This window comes from Gulosibacter sp., from assembly GCF_052090685.1.
Taxonomy (GTDB): domain Bacteria; phylum Actinomycetota; class Actinomycetes; order Actinomycetales; family Microbacteriaceae; genus Gulosibacter.
Window position 1 is genome coordinate 1 of sequence record NZ_JBQDBE010000029.1, and the last position, 20132, is coordinate 20132.

Genomic DNA, 20132 nt, shown 5'->3' on the forward strand with positions numbered 1-20132 from the left:
TCTACTTGAGGCAACGAATCAACCTTCCCGGAGGTATTGACATGAGGCAACAGGGCAGTACAAATTGCGCAGTGGCTCCGGCAACCGCAACCTCGCGACACCGAAGATCAGCACCTGCTCGAGCTTGCGGGCCTCGTCACTCGCGCGGCAGCACGCCGCACAGAATCCATCGGCGTTCACTACCGCGCGGACTTTGCTGCGGATGCAGGCAGAGCCGTAGCCGTAGTCTCAGCCTCAGCCTCAGCCTCAGCCTCAGCCTCAGCCTCAGCTTTCGCGAATCGCTAACCCCCGCATCCATCCCCGCCCGTATCTATCCTCACCCGCAACCGGTCATCCACCGGCCACGCAACCGGCCAACCCCGCTAGGACACCAATGCTGATCCCACAAGAAATTACTCGCGCCGTCACGATCGCGCTTGAAGAAGACGCGCCGTGGGGCGACCTCACCGCGATGAGCCTTATCCCGGAGGACGCGACCGCGACCGCCGAGCTGATCGCTCGCGAGCTCGGAGTCTTCAGCGGCGGCGCGGTGTTCGACGCGAGCTTCAAGCAGGTGGATGCGCGGATTGCGACGTCGTTGGATCTGGCCGATGGTGAGAGATTCGAGCCCGGCGATCGGATCGCGACGGTCACCGGACCGGCCCGCGGAGTCCTCACCGGAGAGCGGATCGCGCTGAACTTCGTGCAGCGTATGTGCGGCATTGCGACCCTCACGTCGAAGTATGTTGCCGAGGTCTCCGACACGAGCGCGCGCATCGTCGACACGCGCAAGACGACGCCCGGACTTCGCGCGCTCGAGCGCCACGCGGTGAGCAGCGGTGGCGGGCACAATCACCGCCGTAACCTGTCGGATGCCGTCATGGCGAAGGACAACCACCTCGCGGTGCTCCTCGCAAGCGGGATCGACCTCACGAGCGCGCTCCGGCGCATCCGAGACACCGTGCCGCACACGACGCACATCGAGGTCGAAGTCGACCGCCTCGACCAACTCGACGCGGTGCTCGCCGCGAATGTCGACTCGATCATGCTCGACAACTTCAATCTCGATGATCTTCGCGCAGGTATCGAGAAGATCGCCGGACGCGCAGTGGTGGAAGCAAGCGGCGGAGTGACTCTCGAAACCGTCCGTGAGATCGCCGAAACCGGCGTCGACGTCATTTCGGTCGGTGCACTGACGCATTCAGCACGCGCGCTCGATCTCGGCCTCGACATGCGAATCGCCTAGCGGGAATCTTCCATGACCATTCCCATGACACCCTCTCACGCACCTTCCTCCGCAGCAGATACGGGAGGCCTGCGCTACCTCGACAATGCCGCGACCACTCCGGTGCGCCCCGAGTCACTCAGCGCGATGATGCACTGTTACGCGACGGTCTTTGGCAACCCCTCGAGCCACCACGAGGTCGGCGAGCGGGCAAAAGCAGTGCTTGAGGATGCTCGGGCAAGAGTCGCGCGCATCCTCGGAGCCAGGCCTGGCGACGTGACTTTCACCTCGGGTGGCACCGAGGCGAACAACCTCGCACTCAAGGGCATCGCCCTCGGAAACCCGGCCGCGCGGCACCTCATCACAACGCCAATCGAGCACGACTCCGTGCTCGATTCGGTTGATTTCCTGGTGCGCCGGCACGGTTACGAGGCCACGTATCTCAGTGTGGATGCGGTGGGCCGGGTCGATCCTGAGGAGGTCGCCGATGCGATCCGCGAGGATACCGCGGTCGTGTCGATCAGCCTCGCCAACAATGAGATCGGCACGGTGCAGCCACTTGCAGAGATTGCGGCGATGATCAAGTCGTTGAACCGTCCGCGGTCGTTTCCAGGCCGGGCTTGGTTGCACACTGATGCCGTGCAAGCAGCGGGCTGGCTACCGCTTTCGGTTGGCGAACTCGGTGTGGATTCACTGACGCTCGCGGGTCACAAGGTCGGCGCTCCACGGGGGATTGGTGTTGCCGTAATTCGCGGCCGAATCCCACTCGAACCGCTGTTGCACGGCGGGGGACAAGAACGCGGCCGACGCAGTGGCACCGAACACGTTGCCGGGGCGGTGGCGCTCGCGGTCGCCCTCGAAGGTGCCGAGGCGGAGCGTGGCGAGGTCGCGCCGCACGCGGCCGAGTCGCTCAACCACTTTATTGCGGAAGTGCGGCGACGCATCCCGAGCGCGCGATTGACCGGACCAGAACCCAGTGTCATTCCCAGCGCCAATCTCACCCCGGATCCAAGCCCGGTTTCCGGTCGCGGGCCCGAGCATCCAAGCCCGGTTTCCGGCAACGTGCCCGAGCATCCAAGCACCGGAACCATCCCGAGCCCGCCAGCTTGGGCGGGGGATCGGATGGGCCGCCTTCCCAACCTGGCGAGCTTTGTGTTCCCGGGAACGAGCGGCGAAGCGGTGCTGCTCGAACTCGCTCGCCGAGGCGTGATCGCGTCATCCGGTTCGGCCTGCGCCGCCGGCAGCGACGAGCCTTCGCACGTGCTCACTGCCATCGGCCTCAACCCTGAGGTCGCTCAGACCTCGGTTCGGTTCACGCTGCCGCACGATCGCGAGGGTTTTGCCGACGTCGCAGCGGAGGTCGAAGCAGCCGTGCGCGCTGTGTCAACACTTGACCGCTGACGCCGACTCCTCGCCCTTCCGTAAAGTGAGCACTCCTCGCTTTCCCGCAGAGTGCTCAACTCCCGCTTTCTGCAGAGTGGTCACTTCCTGGTGTTATTTGCGAATTTAACCCCGAGCATTGACCAGTCTGCGGGAGGGAGTTTCACCTTAGCGGGTCCGCCGAAAATAGAGTGGTCACTCCTTGGTGTTGTTCGTCGAAATAACCCCAAGCGTTGACCACTCTGCGGGAGGCCGTTTTGCAGAGTGGTCATCCGTTGGTGCTATTCGCGGTTTTAGCCCCAAGCAGTGACCACTCTGCGGAGAGGAAAGGCGGCGAGGAGCGCGACGACCACTCTGCGGAGAGAGGAGGCGGCAGAAGCGCGACCGCCACGCTGCGGGTAGCGCGAGGCGACGGCCGCGCTGCGAGTCGCGCGACGCGGCCGCCACTCTCAGAGCATGCTTGCCGCGAATCTCAGAGTCGCGAGCCTCCGTGCGGAATTTGGAGTCCGCAGGAGGCAAGATAGACACATGGATAAGACTGCCGCTGTGCGCATCCGGCTCGATATTGCCTACGACGGCACTGCATTCAGCGGGTGGGCATCGCAACCAGAGCTGCGAACAGTGCAGGGGACACTCGAAGATGCACTCCGCATCATTTATCGGGAACTTCCCGAGACCGGTCCTATTCTCACGGTTGCCGGACGCACGGACGCCGGGGTGCACGCTACCGAACAGGTCGCGCACTTTGATCTGCCGACAGATCTCTGGGATGCGACCGCACGCGGCAACCGTGACGACAACCCGTCGGACGCACTCCTTCGTCGGCTCACCGGAGTGCTCGGGCAAGATTCGGATGTGGTGGTCACCCGGGTAACCGAAGCTCCGGATGGATTCGATGCACGATTTTCTGCGATCTGGCGCTCCTACGAATATCGCGTGGCAGACAGCACAATCGCTCCGAACCCGCTCGAACGTCATCGCACCACGATCATCCGCCGAGAACTCGATCTCGACCTCATGAACGCCGCAGCCCAGACCCTCATTGGCCTCCACGATTTTGCGGGATTCTGCAAACCGCGCGCGTATTCGACCACGATCCGGACACTGCAAGAATTTCATTGGTCCCGGGATGAACAGGGCGTGTTTATCGCGCAGGTTCGAGCGGATGCATTTTGTCACTCCATGGTGCGGTCACTGGTCGGTATGTGCGCGGCGGTGGGGCAGGGGAAGCTCAGTCTTTCGCGGGTTCCGCAGCTGCTGGAATTGCGGGGACGGTCGAATGAATTTACGGTGTTGCCAGCGAAAGGGCTGACACTCACCGCTGTGGGATATCCACAGGAAGACGAACTTGCGGCGCGCCAGGTGCAGACGCGAGCCAAGCGGACTGCGCCACCGCGCCTTCGGCTAGTTGAATAGACGGGTGCAATGGCGGCCAGGCAAATAGCAGGGTGCGTTCGAAGCCTGCAGAGCCCACCGGCGCCAGATTCGCTAGAAAGCTGCCCTGAGCATCCTGATTGGAGGCTGCCATTGACCGCCGACCGGACGCGACGTAGACTATCGAGGTTGCCCTGTGATTGATCAGGGGCATCGAAGTGGACCCTCGACCGCGACGTTCCCGGGCAGGCGCAAGCCAGCACACACCGAAACTATCGCAATAGAGCGGGACTCACGACCAATCCCTTCGACCGAAAGAATGCATAACTATGCGTACCTACACTCCGAAGTCGGGTGAAGTAACCCGCGAGTGGCACGTCATTGACGCCAATGACGTGATTCTCGGGCGACTCGCAACGCACGCCGCCACGCTCCTGCGTGGCAAGCACAAGGCGATCTTTGCACCGCACGTAGACACCGGAGACTTTGTCATCATCGTGAACGCCGACAAGGTCGCGCTCACTGGTGCGAAGCTCCAGAAGAAGATGGCCTACCGTCACTCGGGTTACCCGGGTGGTCTGCGCTCCGAGAGCTATGAAGAGCTCCTCGAGAAGCGTCCCGAGCGCGCCGTTGAAAAGGCGATCCGTGGCATGCTTCCGAAGAACAGCCTCGGCCGTGACATGCTCAAGAAGCTCAAGGTGTACGCGGGTCCAGAGCACCCGCACGCGGCGCAGCAGCCGAAGCCATACATCTTTGACCAGGTTGCCCAGTAGCGGCAGGAATGACGAAGGACGAACAAGTGGCGACCATCGCAGACTCCATCGAGGAGCAGCCCACCAACTACAGCACCGAAACCCCTGCCGAGCAGGCTGAGGTTTCGACTCCACGCCCCGCACTCAACGTGTCGGGTGGCGCCGTAGGACGCCGCAAGCAGGCAATTGCCCGCGTGCGCATCGTTCCCGGCACCGGAAAGTTCACGGTCAACGGCCGTGAATTCGAGGAGTACTTCCCCAACAAGCTGCACCAGCAGCTCATCAACGACCCGTTCACACTGCTCGAACTCTCGAACGCATACGACGTTGTCGCAACGATCCGCGGTGGCGGCCCCTCGGGCCAGGCCGGCGCGCTTCGTCTCGGCGTCGCTCGTGCGCTCAACGAGGTTGACCGCGAGAACAACCGCCCAGGCCTCAAGAAGGCTGGCTTCTTGACCCGTGACCCACGAGTCAAGGAACGTAAGAAGGCCGGTCTGAAGAAGGCCCGCAAGGCGTCGCAGTTCTCGAAGCGCTAGGGCGCATCGAAAATATGGCTCGCCTATTTGGCACCGACGGTGTGCGAGGACTTGCGAACGAACTGCTTACAGTTGAGCTCGCAACATCTCTCGCCCAGGCTGCTGCGGTTGTGCTCGCGCGTGAAGCGCGTGAGCACAACCGCCGGCCCGTCGCGGTACTCGCCCGTGACCCCCGCATTTCTGGAGAATTCCTGTCTGCGGCGGTCGCGGCCGGGCTCGCATCCTCCGGGGTGGATGTGTTCGACGCTGGCGTTATTCCAACGCCCGCGGCAGCTTTCTTGACCGCTGACACCGACGCCGACTTCGGCGTCATGATCTCAGCGTCACACAACCCCGCACCCGATAACGGGATCAAATTCTTTGCTCGCGGTGGCCTCAAACTTGCCGACGAGCTCGAAGCCGAAATCGAAGCGCAGCTCGAGGTCGAACCACCGCGCCCTCTCGCGGGCGAAGTGGGGCACATCGATCGATTCGCGGATGCGGAAGATCGCTACGCACTGCACCTGCTCGGTTCGCTGCCGGTGATTCACGAAGACGGCCGGCCACCACTGGGCGGACTCCACGTCGTCATCGACGCCGCGAACGGCGCCGCTGCGGGCGTATCCCCGCAGGTGTTCAAAGACGCCGGCGCTGAAGTCACCGTCATCGGTAATGAGCCAGATGGCATGAACATCAATGACGGGGTTGGCTCTACGCACCTCGAGCGACTCCAGGAAACCGTCGTCGGCCTCGGCGCCGACATGGGCATCGCCCACGACGGTGATGCTGACCGCTGCCTCGCGGTGGATGCAAATGGTGACGTTGTCGACGGCGACCAGATTATGGCGATCCTCGCTCTGTCGCTGCGTCGTCGAGGGATGCTGACCAATGACACCCTCGTCGCAACCGTAATGTCGAACCTTGGCCTTCGTCTGGCGATGAAGGAGCACGGCATCAAGCTGCTGGAAACCAAGGTCGGCGACCGCTACGTGCTCGCCGAACTCAACAAGAACGGTTACGCGCTCGGTGGCGAGCAGTCGGGGCACGTGATCATCACGCGCTACGCAACCACCGGTGACGGCCTCCTCACCGGCCTCTCGCTCGCGACCGTGGTCGCCGCGACCGGCAAACCGCTGGCCGAGCTCAAGCAGGTCATGAAGGTGTACCCGCAGGTACTCATCAACGTCCGCGACGTTCGCAAGAACGACTGCGACAGCGATGAAGGCGTGCAGGCGGCCGTGACCGCAATGACCGCAGAACTCGGTGAGTCCGGCCGCGTGCTGCTTCGCCCATCCGGTACCGAACCGGTGGTTCGCGTCATGGTGGAAGCCGAGACGCAAGAGCGTGCGCAGGATTGTGCCGAACGATTGGCAAAAGTTGTAAGTAAGCAACTCGCACTTTAATGTTTGTAGGCATACCGTTCACAATGTGATGTCATTGTGGACGGTTTGTCACATTAAAGGAGCGTCAAAGGGTACTCTAACTAGACCTTCAGGCCGATGAATGTCCTGATCTAGGAGGCTCCGTTGACTGACACCGCCGCGACTGCCCAAGAGCCCACAAAGAGTGGTGCTCGCGTCGCTATTCAGAAATTTGGCACATTCCTCTCGGGGATGATCATGCCGAACATCCCCGCGCTCATCGCCTGGGGAATTATCACCGCATTCTTTATCCCGGACGGCTGGACCCCGAACGAGGGTCTCGCAACCCTCGTGGGCCCAACCATCCACTATCTGCTGCCGCTGATCATTGCGAGTACCGGTGGCCGGATGGTCTATGACGCCCGTGGTGCCGTGGTCGCGTCAATCGCGACGATGGGTGCCATTGTCGGCTCGGACTACCTCATCGCGCAGTTCAACGCGACACTCCCCGAAGGGGCTTCCGAGCTCGGCGAAGTGCACATGTTCATCGGTGCGATGATCATGGGACCGCTGTCGGCGTGGGTCATGAAACAGCTCGACAAGCTCTGGGAGAACAAGATTCGCGCGGGCTTCGAAATGCTCGTGAACATGTTCTCCGCCGGTATCGTCGGCTTCCTCATGGCACTCGTGGGCTTCTACGTGATCGCTCGCGTCGTGAACTGGATCATGGATGTGCTCAGCACCGCGGTCGGGTGGCTCATCGAAACCGGCGTGCTACCGCTGGTGAGCCTCGTCATTGAGCCAGCGAAGGTGTTCTTCCTCAATAACGCAATCAACCACGGTGTGCTCACGCCGCTTGGCACGCAGATGGCAGCCACCGATGGTAAATCCATCCTCTTCTTGCTGGAAGCGAACCCCGGTCCCGGCCTCGGCATCCTGCTCGCCTTCACCTTCTTCGGTGTGGGTGCAGCTCGCGCCACGGCGCCGGGTGCGGCGATCATTCACTTCTTCGGTGGTATTCACGAGATCTACTTCCCATACGTGCTCATGAAGCCGGCGCTACTGCTCGCGGTGATCCTCGGTGGTGCGACCGGTGTCACGACGAATATGCTCTTCGACGCGGGTCTCCGGGCACCGGCTTCACCGGGTAGCATCATCGCGATTATCGCGCAGACCGCAAGTGACAGCTATCTCGGTGTCATCCTGTCCGTCATCCTTTCCGCCACGGTCACGTTCCTGGTAGCCGCGGTCATCCTGCGTGCCTCGCGCAAGCGCGACCTCGAAAATGAGGATGCACTGGCTCAGGCGATTGCGAAAACCGAGGCTAATAAGGGTAAGAAATCCGATGCACTGTCGGGCCTAGCCGCAACTTCGACCGCAGGCGCAGCAGCTTCCGGTGGTGGCGGCAAGCATGCCTCAACCGATCCCGTCGATGAACCCGCCGCTGGCACCTCAACCGCCACGGAAGACGCCCCGGAGATCCGAAAAATCGTGTTTGCCTGTGATGCTGGGATGGGGTCCAGTGCGATGGGTGCGAGCGTGATGCGCAACAAGATTAAGAAGGCTGGGTTCGAGGGGATTGAAGTGACCAACCTCGCGATCGCGAACCTGGACACCTCCGCGGACCTCGTGATCACGCAGAAGGAACTCACCACAAGAGCTCAACAGAAAAACCCAGACGCAATCCATGTTTCTGTTGATAACTTCATGAATTCACCCCGCTACGACGAAGTCGTGGAGCGCATCCGCGAACAACGAAGTGGCGAGGGCGAATAACAACAGCGAATAACGAAAGCGACAAGGAGTTTCGAATGCCCGTACTCACCCAAGACCGCGTCATCGTTGACAGCCCCATTACCGAAAAGGATGAGGCGATTCGCGAGGCTGGTCGCGCTCTCGTCGCAGCCGGAGCGGTTACTGATTCCTACGTGGACGCAATGTTCGCGCGGGAGAAGAATCTGTCCACCTATATGGGCAACTTCCTCGCCATTCCGCACGGTACGAACGAAGCCAAAGATGAAGTGTTGGACTCGGCACTCGTGTTCATTCGCACCGCACAGCCGATCGACTGGGGCGGCAATGAAGTGCGTTTCGTGGTGGGCATTGCGGGTAAGGACGGCGGCCACCTCGAGATCCTCTCGAAAATTGCGCTGATCTTCTCGGAAGAGGATGAGGTGGAGAAACTCCTTGCCGCTCCGGATGCGGCCGCCGTCTACGAGCTCCTCGGGTCGGTGAACGAAGAATGACCCGCACCGCAGTTCACTTTGGCGCGGGCAATATTGGCCGCGGATTCATCGGGCTGGTGCTCCACGAGTCGGGCTACGACGTGGTGTTCTCCGACGTCAATGGCCTCCTGGTCGATCAGTTGAATAACGCTGGCAGCTATCGGGTGCACGAGGTGGGTGCGGAAGCACGCGTGCACACCGTGGATCGATTCGAAGCAGTCAACTCGGCCGAGCATGAGACGGAAGCGATCTCGGCAGTCGCTGCCGCCGAGATCATCACCTGTGCGGTCGGTGTGGGGGTGCTCAAGTTCATCGCGCCCGTAATCGCGAAGGGCCTCGCTGCTCGTTCGCTCGACGCTCCCAAAGCGGTGGTGATGGCCTGCGAAAACGCGATCAACGCCACCGATATCTTGGCGGAGCTCGTGCTCGCCGAAGCTCCCGACCTTGCCGATCGCGTCATTTTTGCAAACACGGCGGTGGATCGCATTATCCCGGCCGTGGATGCTGAGGGTGTGGATGTTGTGGTCGAGGACTTTTCGGAGTGGGCGATCGAGCGCGCCCCCTTTGAGGGTAATGAACCGGAGCTCGCGGTAGCGCACTTCGTCGAGGATCTCGCACCGTATATCGAACGCAAACTCTTCACCGTCAATACCGGGCACGCCACGGCCGCATACTGGGGGCACCTGAAGGGGGAGCGGTCGATCGCGTCGGCACTCGCGAACCCGCAAGTGCGCGCCGAGGTGGATGCGGTGCTCGACGAAACGAGTGCGCTACTCATCGCGAAATACGGGTTCTCGCCGGAAGAGCATCAAGCGTACGTAGATCGGACTATTCAGCGATTCGAAAACCCGGATCTGCCAGATACCCCCTTGCGTATCGGTAGGCAACCGATCCGGAAGCTCGGCCGCCACGACCGCTTCGTGCAGCCCGCATATGAGCTCGCCGAGCGGAGGCTCCCGCACGAGGCCTTGGTCCGGGCGATTGGCGCGGGGCTGCGCTTCAATGTGGAGGCTGATCCGCAGTCAGCCGAGCTGCAGGAGCTCCTACGATCAACCACTGCCGAGAGCATCCTCGAGCGAGTGTTTGACATCGAGGAGGATCAACCGCTGTATGAGGAACTCATTGCGCAGGTTCTCGAAGTGAAGGACGAGCGAGCCTAGCCACAACTAGATCCACCCCTGTTCCCAGGCGCGCGCACTTGCTTCTTGGCGGGTGCGCGCGTCGAGTTTTGTCATGGCCTGTGACAGATAATTGCGCACCGTGCCGGGCGATAACTGCAGCGCGCTCGCAATTTCGGTCACCGTGGCTGCGGTGCGGCCGACTCTTAACACATCGGCTTCGCGCGGTGTCAGCGGCGAGCGTTCACCGACGAGCGCACTTGCCGCGATCTCCGGGTCAACCCAGCGACCACCCTCGGCAACACTGCGGATAATCTGTGCGAGCGCTTGCGCCGACACCGACTTCGGGGTGAATCCGGACACCTTCGTCTCGAGCGCGCGACGAAGCACGCCGGGCCGCGCATGCCGTGTCACGATAATGACCTTGGTGGGGACCGACCTCAGGATCCGTTCGGCCGCTTCGACCCCATCCAAACCGGGCATTTCCAAATCGAGCAGACACACATCCGGCTGCAACTCGTTTGCGAGCGTGACCGCCTCCGTGCCGTTATCGCAGGATGCGACGACCTCGATGTCCTCTTCGAGATTGAGCAGCGCCGTCAGTGCGGTGCGGATGAGGTCCTCATCATCGGCGAAGAGTACTCGAATCATTGCGGCAGCTTTCCGGTCAGGGTGAATTCTCCGTCTTCGATGCCTTCAGTGACCTCGCCGCCCGCTTCGCGGAATGCGGCGCGCAGACCGCTGACGCCGCTGCCGGATGGTGTCCGGTGCAGTGCAGTTTCGGTAGCGTCGCCATCAGCACCAACCGGGACCGCGCCGTCGTTCGTCATGCGCACGAGAAAGTGACGATCTTCGCTGGTGAGTTCGAGGGATGCGCGGCTCGCATTCGGTGCGTGGCGGAGCAGATTGGTTGTCGCCTCACGAACGAACCGTCCCACAAGCGCGTTCGCCTGATCGGTCTGTGGAGTTTCGTGAATGTTCAGCGTGCATTCCGTGCCCGCGGCACTCAACACATCAACCACGTTATCGAGCTCCTGCTCGAGGGTGACTTGCTGGTAGCCCCGGGCGATCGAACGAGTCTGGGCGAGCGCATCCGCCGCGAGTGTTCGTGCATCGACGAGCTGCTCACGCGCTGCTTCGAGATCCGAATCAAGCAGTCGTTCGGCAAGTTCGGTCTTCAACGCGAGCACTTGCAGGGTGTGGCCCTGCACATCGTGCAGTTCGGATGCGAATCGCAGCCGCTCTTGCGTCTTTGCGAGATCGGCTTCGGTTCTTCGTGCGTCATCGAGTTTTCGGACGATATCCCATGCCCATGTCGAGATATACAGCGTGAATGTGATGAAGACGGCGAAAAAGATCACCCAGACGCTTTCGGCCGGACTCGACACCGCGACGTGCAGTAACGTGACGGCGTTGGCAGCAGCAATGAGAGTGTAGGACCAGCGCTTGGGCAATATACACGCGAGCAGCGCGAGGCTCGTCAGGAGCGGCAGCGTTCCCGTGGAGAAATCTGGTCGCACGAAGAACGCGTAGCCCGCGAGCACGAGCGACACCGCAATCGCGATCCCAAGCCCGGCTTTTTGAATCACGGGGCCTTCGGGGCCGCTGTGGAGTCCGTTGCGGAGCAAACCGATGCCGAATAACAGCCCGATTAGTACCGCGATGATGGCAACATTGACCCACGCGTCGAGACCGATGGCGTAGCTGTGCGTGAGAATCGCGAGCGCACAGATTCCGAACATCAACACAAAGCTCGTGAGCGTGTAGAGCCAGCTCGCGACCACGCCTTTGCCGGGTTTCTTGGTGTCTGCGGTGGCCATGTTGCCGAGTGTACGGTACTGACAATTGTCACTACTCGCGTGTGACTTTGACCCCGAAAAGTGGGGTCATTACTGCTCTACAGCGGCCGCGGCGAATCCGGAATTCTTGGTATCAACGTCGCAATACCTGCGATTTCCATCACGAAAGGATTCCCAATGTTCAGCGAACTTATTCCGGGCCTGCAGTCATTCGTTGAGGGCCTTCCGGTGGTCGTGCAGTTTCTGGGGATTGCCTTGATTAGTGCGATTCCCTTCGTCGAGTCCTATTTCGGCTCGGCGGTGGGAGTGCTTGCGGGGTTGCCCGTACCACTCGCAGTCGGTGCGGCCGTAGCAGGCAATGTCACCACAATGCTGTTGATGGTGTTTGGTGCGAGCGCCGTCCGCGAGCGGGCAATGGCGAAGCGTGAGCCGGTGGAACGCTCACCCCGGCAGCAGCGACTTGCGCGGATGCTCGATCGGTTTGGTGTGCCGGTCGTGAGCCTTGCCGGTCAGGCAATCTTGCCGAGCCAGATCGTTGCCGGCACGATGGTGTCCCTCGGCGCGAAGCGCAATGGCGTAATCGGCTGGCAACTATTGTCGATCGTCCTGTGGGGTGTGCTGTTCGCGGCACTCGCACTCGGCGGGCTGATGGCATTCGGCTAGCCATGAATGGACAATCCTGAATTTGAGGGTCTAGGCCTTAGGGAAGGTCTCGACCCTCAACTTCAGCTTGGTAGTTGTAAGACGGGGCCGCAGGGATCATCAGGCGGGAAGGCCGTCGAACTTCAGCCGAGACCGGAGGCTGTAAGTGGGTCGAAGCCCTCGGAGGCCATCAGGTCGTGGAGTTGGCGACGGCGAACACCGACGTTGCTTCCCTCGATGATCGGGTAGGCAAGCGCGTCATTGAGGTGGTGCACGAGTGGGAAGCCCTCGTCATAGGCCGAAACACCGACCACCTTGATGAGGTCGTTCACTACCTTGAGGCCGGTTTCGGATCCAAATATCTTGGCATGCAGCGCGAGTTCGCCACCGGCTGGATGCTGCGCGATCACGGCGTCGAGGGCCCGCCAAGAAAGCAGTCGCATTGCCTCGATCTGGCCCTTGGTGTCTGCCAATACATCCGACACAGCCTGGTAGTCGATGATCGGGTTCGGGCCACCACGGTGCTCGGTACGTGCAAAGTCAAACGCGACTTCCCATGCCTTGCGTGCTGCCGCTGTCGCGAAAGAACCGATAGAGGCACCGCTGGCCATGAATGCATTGAGAGTCAACCGCACGCCGTCGCCTTCCCTGCCGATGAGGTTCGACCGCGGCACCCGAACGTCGGTGAGCGTGACGCGACAGGTCATGCATCCTTTGAGCCCGGGAAGATCGTAGTATTCCTCAACCTCGATATGCCCTGCCAGCTGTTCTCGTTCGGCGACAATGAGCGAGACACCGCCGGGCGTGCGGCACACAAGGGTCATAACGTCGGGGCCATTGCCGTCCCAACCTGGCAGGAGCGACGACCATGCCTTCCGACCATTGATCACCCACTCGTCACCGTCCGGAACCGCAGTGGTCAGCACACCCGGTGCGGGAAGTTCGGCACCGAAATTTGCGCTGCCTTCGGGCTCGCTGAAGGCCATCGCGGCAACTGGCGCACCGGTGGTGGCTAGGAAGGGTGCTACAAAACGTTCGATCTGTTCGGGCGTGCCCGCTTCGTAGACAGGAGCCAGAGCAATTAACGGCCCCGCGAGGGTAATGAAAAAATCAGGTGATTCGGCCGCAATCTCTTCGATGAAGATCGCCGCATCGGCGCCGCTTGTCGCCGTGCCGCCGAAAGGTTGCGGGATGAGTCCTCGGAGCATGTCGGCGGCGACGGCCTGTTCGACCGCGGGCTTGAGCAAGAGTGACCGCGTTTTCGGGTCGTGTTCTTGACGCACCTTTTCCATCAGCGGGGTGAGGACCTCTTGTGCGAACTGTCGAGCGCCGGATTTTAGTTGGTTCTGTTCCGGACTGAGATCAAAAGAAATGCCCACGAGTTGCTCCTTTGCGACTTGATAAACAGCGCACGCGAATACGGGCAGCTGCTGCGGTGATGATCACCGCAATTGGTGCAACCAAGTCTGTTCATCGTTCCGCGCGGGGGCCAGACAAAACGTGCAGCGCGAGTTGGCAATTCATGCGTGGATTTCGCGGTGTGCTGCCGGCGAATGTCCCCAGACCCGTCGGAATGCCCTCGAAAATGAAGTGGGTTCTGGATATCCCACATTTGCGCCCACGGCAGCGACGGTTTGGTCCTGGTACAAGAGCATTTCTGCAGCCGCAGTCATCCGCAACCCTCGAAGTGACTCGGCAAATGTCTGGTCGGAGTCCTCGAATAGGGCGTGAAGCCGTCGAGGCGAGATACCGAAAACTCGGCTGACTCGTTCCACCGAGAGATCGGGATCGGAGAGACTTGCTTGTAGGTATTCGAGCACCAGGGCACGCGAGAGAGGTGGGGCGAGCTCCGTAGCAACTGGCGCTCCCGATGCTTCGTCAAATGCGGCAGACACGACTGCAGCGAAGGCACGGCTGAGGTCGGTGCCTGCGGCATCCGGGAATGAACCTACCAGCGACCAGAGTGATCGAATCATCCCGATAGCCGTAGCACCGGCCGGGCTCGATCCGGTCGCGGTGGCGAAAGGAGCCCGGCTGCGCAGCAGCGCGCCAGAGAAATATTCCCGGGGTAACCGGAACGAGAGCATTCGCCAGTCGCGATCGAATCCGAGGGCAAAAGGCTGCATCGTGTCGAGCACTGCGAACTGGCCGGGGGCGATCACCGCTTCGTTGGTGCCTTGCCGGACGAAGCAGTTGCCGACGAGTTGGAGATTCACGAAGAAGTAGTCGTCTTGAGTATTCGCGACTTCTTGTCGACCGTGCAGTGTGGCTTGCTCTGGGGAAGAGACGCTGGCGCGATTTAGCGGGCCGAGCTCGCGCGTTTCCACCGTAGCGGCGAATCCGTTCACTCCCGCTACAGGGATTGGGCGCAATGGCACGAACGCCTGGCAAATCACTTGCTGGTAATACTCGAACTGGTGTGCCTCCGGCAGCGTTCGAGTGTCCCACCTGGCCATTTCTGAAGCCCCTTCGATCGATGGGGCAAGCTTAGCCACAGAGGGGGAGAAAGGCATCCCAATGGACCGATAGGAGAATTCGCCGCGAACGCCGAGGAAGCCGGTCCAGTGAAGGTGCCGATATTCACTCCACCGCCTCTACACCTTGCGCAGCAAGACGCGGTCCACCGAATGGTCGGATGCTTTGCGCAGGATCAGTCGGGCGCGAGAGCGTGTCGGCAGGATGTTTTGCTCCAAGTTCGGCAGGTTGATTGACTGCCAGATGCCGCGGGCGGTGGTAACCGCCTCATCGTGGGAAAGATCAGCGTAGCGACGGAAATACGAGGATGGATTCGCGAACGCGCCCTCCTGCAAGCTCAGGAATCGCTCTTCATACCAGCGCGTGATGTCGTGAGTGCGAGCATCCACGTAGATCGAAAAGTCGAACATATCGCTCAGAGCGAGCGCGTTATTCACCCCGGGTGGCTGCAGCACATTCAGCCCCTCGACGATCAGCACATCGGGTGCGTTGACGACGATCTCAGCGTCGGGCACGATGTCGTAGATCATGTGCGAATAGAACGGCGCGCGCACCTCGGGAGCCCCGGACTTGACCTGTGTCACGAACCGCAGCAGCGCGCGCCGGTCATAGGATTCGGGGAAACCCTTGCGGTCCATGAGCCCGCGGCGCTGCAGCTCCGCATTCGGGTAGAGAAAACCGTCGGTGGTAATGAGCTCTACCCGCGGGGTGTCCTCCCAACGACGGAGCAACTCGCGAAGCAGCCTCGCGACAGTCGATTTGCCCACCGCCACAGAGCCAGCAACACCAATGACGAATGGCGTCTTGGTGGCCCGCTCGCCGAGGAATGATGTGGTGGATCGGCGCAATTCACGGGCATTCGCAATATAGATATTCAGCAGTCGTGAAAGCGGCACAAAGACCTGACGCACTTCGTCCACGTCCATGGGATCGCCAAGGCCGCGCAGTCGGTTGACATCCGATTCATCGAGGGTGAGCGGTGTAGTAGGCGCGAGTTCAGCCCACTGCTCCCGTTCCACCTCGACAAATGGTGTTTGCCACTGCGCCTCTTCGCGTCGGCCATGAATACGCATGATCAGGCCATCTTACGTTGAACCTCGGAATTTGACGTGCCGGTGATCAGGAAATGGCTGGGTGGCTCAGTTGGAATGCGCAATACTTATCGCTATGTGTGGAATTGTTGGATATGTAGGAGACCGCCTCAGCCAAGACGTATTGATGGGTGGCCTCGGTCGCCTCGAATACCGTGGCTACGACTCGGCCGGAATCGCAGTGGTGGACCCCGAAGGGGAACTCCACCACCGCAAGCGCGCCGGAAAACTGCAGGTTCTTCGGGATGACCTGGAGGCACACCCCTTGGCCGATGGCCACGTGGGTATCGGCCACACGCGTTGGGCGACTCACGGCGCCCCGAACGACGCTAATGCCCACCCCCACCTCGCCGATGACGGCAAGCTCGCCCTGATCCACAACGGAATCATCGAGAACTTTGCTGAACTTCGCGGCGAACTGCTCGCCGAGGGCGTCGAACTGCTCTCCGAAACCGACACCGAGGTTGCCGCGCAGCTCATCGGTCGCGAGTACCGCAAGGTGGGCGACCTTGAGCAGGCCTTCCGCAATGTGGTGACTCGCCTCGAGGGCGCGTTTACGCTGCTCGCGATTCACTCGGAGCAGCCCGACGTGATCGTCGGCGCGCGGCTCAACTCGCCGCTCGTGATCGGCATTGGCGAGGGCGAAAACTACCTCGGCTCGGACGTGGCCGCATTCGTCGAGCACACCCACCGCGCGATCGCCGTGGGCCAGGCGCAGATGGTCGTGGTCCGGAAGGAGTCGGTCGAGATTACGACTTTTGACGGCCAGCCCGCAGAAGGCGAGGCGTTCGACGTCGATTGGGATGCATCCGCCGCCGAAAAGGGCGGTTGGTCCTCATTCATGGCCAAAGAAATTGCCGAAGATCCGGAAGCGGTTGAGAACACCATCCGCGGTCGCATTGTGGACGGCCTCGTTCGGTTGCCCGACCTCGAGGCACTCAACGACGAATACTTCCGCGACATTGACCGCATCCTCTTGATCGCCTGCGGCACGGCTTACTACTCGGGCCTCACCGGTTCCTATGCACTCGAGAAGTGGACCGGTATTCCCGTCACTGTCGAGCTCGCGCACGAGTTCCGCTACCGCGAACCGGTGATCACCAACCGCACGCTCGTCGTGTCACTCTCGCAGTCGGGTGAAACCATGGACACGCTCATGGCGGTGCGCTACGTGCGCGATGCCGGTGCGAAGACGATCTCGATTTGTAACACGCAGGGCGCGACGATTCCGCGTGAGTCGGACTCGGTGGTGTACACCTACGCGGGCCCAGAAGTGGCGGTCGCCTCGACCAAGGCCTTCGTGGCACAGATCGCGGCGATCTACCTCCTCGGTCTGCACGTGGCCAAGGTGCGTGGCACGCTCACCGACGAGGAGATCCGCGTCGAAACCGAAGAGTTCCAGACCGTGCCGGATAAGGTCCGCGAGGTGCTCAAGCAGCACGACCGCATTGCGGAGCTCGCGAACTGGATGTCGGACACCCGTTCGGTGCTCTTCCTGGGCCGCAACACCGGCTACCCGATCGCGCTCGAGGGTGCGCTCAAGCTCAAGGAAATTGCGTATATCCACGCCGAGGGCTTCGCCGCGGGTGAGCTGAAGCACGGGCCGATCGCGCTGATCGAACCCGGCCAGCCGGTATTCGTGCTGGTACCGAGCCCGCGCCACGAGAACGGACTGCACGCCAAGATCGTCTCGAATATCGAAGAGATCCGCGCCCGCGGTGCCCGCGTGCTTGCGGTGGCCGAAGCGGGTGACGCCTCGGTGCTTCCGTACACCGACGACGTGTTTGCGACGCCGCCGACCTCACACTACTTCGAGCCCTTCCTGAGCGTCGTGCCGCTGCAGTATTTCGCGCTCGAACTCTCCAGCGCGAAGGGACTCGACGTTGACCAGCCCCGCAACCTGGCAAAGTCCGTGACCGTCGAATAGCCAACAGTGATTCACGGCATCGGAGTTGACACCGTCGAACTCAGCCGTGTGGAACGCGCGCTCGCGAATGAGAAGTTCGCGCAGCGCGTGTTTTCACCGGCGGAGCTCGAACTGCCGCTCTCCTCGATTGCTGCTCGATTCGCCGCTCGCGAGGCTGCGGTGAAAGCCCTCCGCGGGCTGCACGGGCTGACCTTGCGCGATTTCGAAGTGCGAAGAAATCATCTCAAGGCGCCGCAGTTTCTTCGCGGCGAGCGGTTGGATGCGGTGCTGAGTTCCCTGGGAATTGGGTCGTTGCATCTCTCGCTCGCGCACGATCGCGAATACGCCACCGCGTTTGTGGTGGCCGAACGGCAGGAAGGAAATACCGAGTGAACCCGGTCATCGAGGTCGATCTGGATGCGATTCGCGCCAACTATCGGTCGTTTGAGGCTGCGGTGGGTGTCGGTGTCATGCCGATCGTGAAGGCGGAAGGCTACGGGCATGGCGCACTCGCGATCGCACAGGCGGTGGTCGCCGCCGGTGCGCCGACACTCGGGGTTGCGGATGCGCGAGAAGCGATCGCGCTGCGCGATGCGGGGATCGATGTACCCATCCTTTCCTGGCTGCACTCACCGGTGCAGGACTGGGAGGCCGCCTTCGCCGCAGAACTCGAACTCGGCGTGTCCTCCTTCGACCTCCTCGCAATAATTGGCGAACGCGCAGCACACCGGCCCGGTGACAGCCGCATCCGGGTGCACCTCAAACTCGATACCGGCCTGGGGCGCAACGGTGCGCGCGAAATCGACTGGGTGGGACTATTCGCACAAGCACGCGACTTGGAACGCGCCGGACTCATCCACGTAGTGGGGATGTTCAGCCACCTTGCGGGGGCCGGTGAACAAGCGGATCTCGAGCAGATCGCCGCGTTTGAACGGGGGATCGCGCTTGCGAAAAGGCTCGAGCTGCGGCCGGACTACGTGCACCTTGCCGCCACCGGAGCAGCGCTGCGGTATCCGCAAGCACGCTATGATTTCGTGCGCCTCGGCATCGGGCTCTACGGGCTCTCGCCGTTTTCACCCGATGAAGAACCCGGTATCGCGCTCAAGCCCGCACTCTCGCTGCAAGCGCCGATCAAGCGGGCCGATGACGGCTGGTGCATCGAAATGGGCACCGCCCACGGACTTACCCCGGTTGCCGCCGCGCTGCCACCGTTCGTGGACAATCACGGGGACCGTTGGCGACTTTTGCGGCTCGAAGCGAACCACAGCATCCTCGAACCCCTCGACGAACTGACGAACGGGGTACCGCGAACCGCCTTTGTGATCGACCGCGAACCGGGCCGTTCCGCCACCGCAGATGATTGGGCCAAAGCGGGAGGCACGATTAACTACGAGATCACCACGCGACTGTCCCAGCGCATCCAGCGCGCCTATGTGGCGCCGGAACCGCTGCAGGCTGCCGAAGTGAGGGCAGCCGGTGGCGAGCGGCGAGTCTCGCCTCGGCGGCAGGCAATTATTGACCTCGACACCTTGCGGGTGCGCTTGCAGCAGCAGGATGTGCCGGTGGACCTGAGTGCGGATGCCTACGGCCACGGCATGGCCGAGGTGCTCGGGCTCGTGCTTGAGGCCGGTCTCCAGCCGATTGCGCGCACGCAGCTCGACCTCGAAGTGCTGCGTGCCCACGGTGCCACGAACGCCGCGCTCGTGCCGGAGGCTCCCGCTGAAACTCGGATGCCCTACGGCTTCGACGCTTCGGTATTCGGCGGTGCGACGCTCGGGCTGCGCTCAGAACTCGTGCACGTGAAGCGGGTGCAGGAGGGGCAAGCGGTCAGCTACGGCTACGAGTGGCGGGCATCGCACTCGACAACGCTCGGACTCGTCCCAATCGGCTATGCGGATGCGATTCCACGCTCGGCCCTCGGGCATGCCTATGTGAGTGTCGGTGGCGTCGCGGTGCCGGTCGTCGGCCGTGTTGCGATGGACCAGGTGGTCATCGATCTCGGCGACATTGAGTCCTGGCCGGGCATGCCCGTGCACATTTGGGGCTCGGAGACCGGAGACATCAGCCTCGGGGACTGGGCACACTGGACCGGACTGACTCCCGAAGCGCTGTGTGCGAGCCTCGGTCCGCGGGTCGAAAGAATCTATCTCTCGCGGGAACCCTTCGAGGCCGCGCAATTCGGCGGTTCGAGCGTGCAGGGCGGATTCGGAAACTAGGCAGAATGAGTGACGCATTGAACGAATCGACCGGCAGCGAACGCGCTGACGACGCCCACGAACTCAGCCGCAGC

19 protein-coding genes are annotated in these 20132 nt (G+C 61.9%); 14 read left to right on the forward strand and 5 right to left on the reverse strand.

Translation table 11 applies throughout. The features are described from left to right. Positions 1 to 114: 114 nt before the first annotated feature. The 10 genes from ACTHXA_RS14185 (at position 115) to ACTHXA_RS14230 (ending at position 9971) form a co-directional block, all read left to right on the forward strand. A complete protein-coding gene (locus tag ACTHXA_RS14185) occupies positions 115 to 285 on the forward strand; it encodes a hypothetical protein (RefSeq protein ID WP_441673548.1) in 171 nt (56 codons plus the stop codon). A gap of 88 nt (positions 286 to 373) precedes the next feature. Then, positions 374 to 1225 carry a carboxylating nicotinate-nucleotide diphosphorylase gene (nadC, locus tag ACTHXA_RS14190; protein WP_441673500.1) on the forward strand — a complete coding sequence of 284 codons (852 nt, stop codon included), beginning with the start codon at positions 374 to 376 and terminating at the stop codon, positions 1223 to 1225. A gap of 12 nt (positions 1226 to 1237) precedes the next feature. Then, positions 1238 to 2605 (forward strand): cysteine desulfurase family protein, encoded by a 1368-nt coding sequence (locus ACTHXA_RS14195; RefSeq protein WP_441673502.1) that lies wholly within the window; start codon positions 1238 to 1240, stop codon positions 2603 to 2605. A gap of 507 nt (positions 2606 to 3112) precedes the next feature. Beyond that, the gene (gene truA, locus ACTHXA_RS14200) at positions 3113 to 4000 is read left to right on the forward strand and encodes a tRNA pseudouridine(38-40) synthase TruA (RefSeq protein ID WP_441673504.1); all 888 of its coding nucleotides are present in this window, start codon (positions 3113 to 3115) and stop codon (positions 3998 to 4000) included. 287 nt (positions 4001 to 4287) lie between these two features. Then, positions 4288 to 4731, forward strand: coding sequence for a 50S ribosomal protein L13 (rplM, locus tag ACTHXA_RS14205; RefSeq protein WP_441673506.1), 444 nt, complete (start codon positions 4288 to 4290; stop codon positions 4729 to 4731). A 26-nt stretch (positions 4732 to 4757) separates the two neighbouring features. Next, the gene (gene rpsI, locus ACTHXA_RS14210) at positions 4758 to 5246 is read left to right on the forward strand and encodes a 30S ribosomal protein S9 (protein ID WP_441673508.1); all 489 of its coding nucleotides are present in this window, start codon (positions 4758 to 4760) and stop codon (positions 5244 to 5246) included. A gap of 14 nt (positions 5247 to 5260) precedes the next feature. After that, entirely contained in the window at positions 5261 to 6628 is a 1368-nt protein-coding gene (gene glmM / locus ACTHXA_RS14215) for a phosphoglucosamine mutase (protein WP_441673509.1), read from the forward strand. A 123-nt stretch (positions 6629 to 6751) separates the two neighbouring features. After that, entirely contained in the window at positions 6752 to 8362 is a 1611-nt protein-coding gene (locus tag ACTHXA_RS14220) for a PTS mannitol transporter subunit IICB (RefSeq protein ID WP_441673511.1), read from the forward strand. Positions 8363 to 8397: 35 nt separating this feature from the next. Continuing rightward, positions 8398 to 8832 (forward strand): PTS sugar transporter subunit IIA, encoded by a 435-nt coding sequence (locus ACTHXA_RS14225; RefSeq protein WP_441673513.1) that lies wholly within the window; start codon positions 8398 to 8400, stop codon positions 8830 to 8832. Then, on the forward strand, positions 8829 to 9971 hold the full coding sequence (locus ACTHXA_RS14230) for a mannitol-1-phosphate 5-dehydrogenase (RefSeq protein WP_441673515.1): 1143 nt from the start codon (positions 8829 to 8831) through the stop codon (positions 9969 to 9971). Before ACTHXA_RS14225 ends, ACTHXA_RS14230 begins: the two co-directional genes overlap by 4 nt. Before the next feature lie 6 nt (positions 9972 to 9977). Here the strand turns inward: ACTHXA_RS14230 and ACTHXA_RS14235 are convergent, their stop codons facing one another. Next, a complete protein-coding gene (locus tag ACTHXA_RS14235) occupies positions 9978 to 10580 on the reverse strand; it encodes a response regulator transcription factor (RefSeq protein WP_441673517.1) in 603 nt (200 codons plus the stop codon). After that, positions 10577 to 11749: a sensor histidine kinase gene (locus ACTHXA_RS14240; RefSeq protein WP_441673519.1), complete on the reverse strand. Its 1173-nt coding sequence runs from the start codon at positions 11747 to 11749 to the stop codon at positions 10577 to 10579. Before ACTHXA_RS14240 ends, ACTHXA_RS14235 begins: the two co-directional genes overlap by 4 nt. 156 nt (positions 11750 to 11905) lie before the next feature. Between ACTHXA_RS14240 and ACTHXA_RS14245 the strand changes: the two genes are divergently transcribed. Beyond that, complete coding sequence (locus ACTHXA_RS14245; RefSeq protein ID WP_441673521.1) at positions 11906 to 12391, forward strand: hypothetical protein; 486 nt, start codon at positions 11906 to 11908, stop codon at positions 12389 to 12391. A gap of 122 nt (positions 12392 to 12513) precedes the next feature. On the opposite strand, the gene ACTHXA_RS14250 is transcribed toward ACTHXA_RS14245, so the two are convergent. From ACTHXA_RS14250 to coaA, 3 genes are all read right to left on the reverse strand, one after another. Next, complete coding sequence (locus tag ACTHXA_RS14250) at positions 12514 to 13749, reverse strand: acyl-CoA dehydrogenase family protein (protein ID WP_441673523.1); 1236 nt, start codon at positions 13747 to 13749, stop codon at positions 12514 to 12516. A 141-nt stretch (positions 13750 to 13890) separates the two neighbouring features. Then, entirely contained in the window at positions 13891 to 14826 is a 936-nt protein-coding gene (locus ACTHXA_RS14255) for an AraC family transcriptional regulator (protein WP_441673525.1), read from the reverse strand. 138 nt (positions 14827 to 14964) lie between these two features. After that, the gene (coaA, locus tag ACTHXA_RS14260) at positions 14965 to 15918 is read right to left on the reverse strand and encodes a type I pantothenate kinase (RefSeq protein ID WP_441673527.1); all 954 of its coding nucleotides are present in this window, start codon (positions 15916 to 15918) and stop codon (positions 14965 to 14967) included. Positions 15919 to 16012: 94 nt separating this feature from the next. Here coaA and glmS point away from each other — a divergent pair, with 94 nt between their 5' ends. The 3 genes from glmS to ACTHXA_RS14275 are packed head-to-tail and all read left to right on the forward strand — an operon-like array spanning position 16013 to position 20058. Then, on the forward strand, positions 16013 to 17863 hold the full coding sequence (glmS, locus tag ACTHXA_RS14265; protein WP_441673529.1) for a glutamine--fructose-6-phosphate transaminase (isomerizing): 1851 nt from the start codon (positions 16013 to 16015) through the stop codon (positions 17861 to 17863). A 6-nt stretch (positions 17864 to 17869) separates the two neighbouring features. Further along, positions 17870 to 18235, forward strand: coding sequence for a holo-ACP synthase (acpS, locus tag ACTHXA_RS14270; protein ID WP_441673531.1), 366 nt, complete (start codon positions 17870 to 17872; stop codon positions 18233 to 18235). Then, on the forward strand, positions 18232 to 20058 hold the full coding sequence (locus ACTHXA_RS14275; protein ID WP_441673533.1) for an alanine racemase: 1827 nt from the start codon (positions 18232 to 18234) through the stop codon (positions 20056 to 20058). The genes acpS and ACTHXA_RS14275 overlap by 4 nt, the downstream gene beginning before the upstream one ends. The last annotated feature ends 74 nt before the right edge of the window (positions 20059 to 20132 follow it).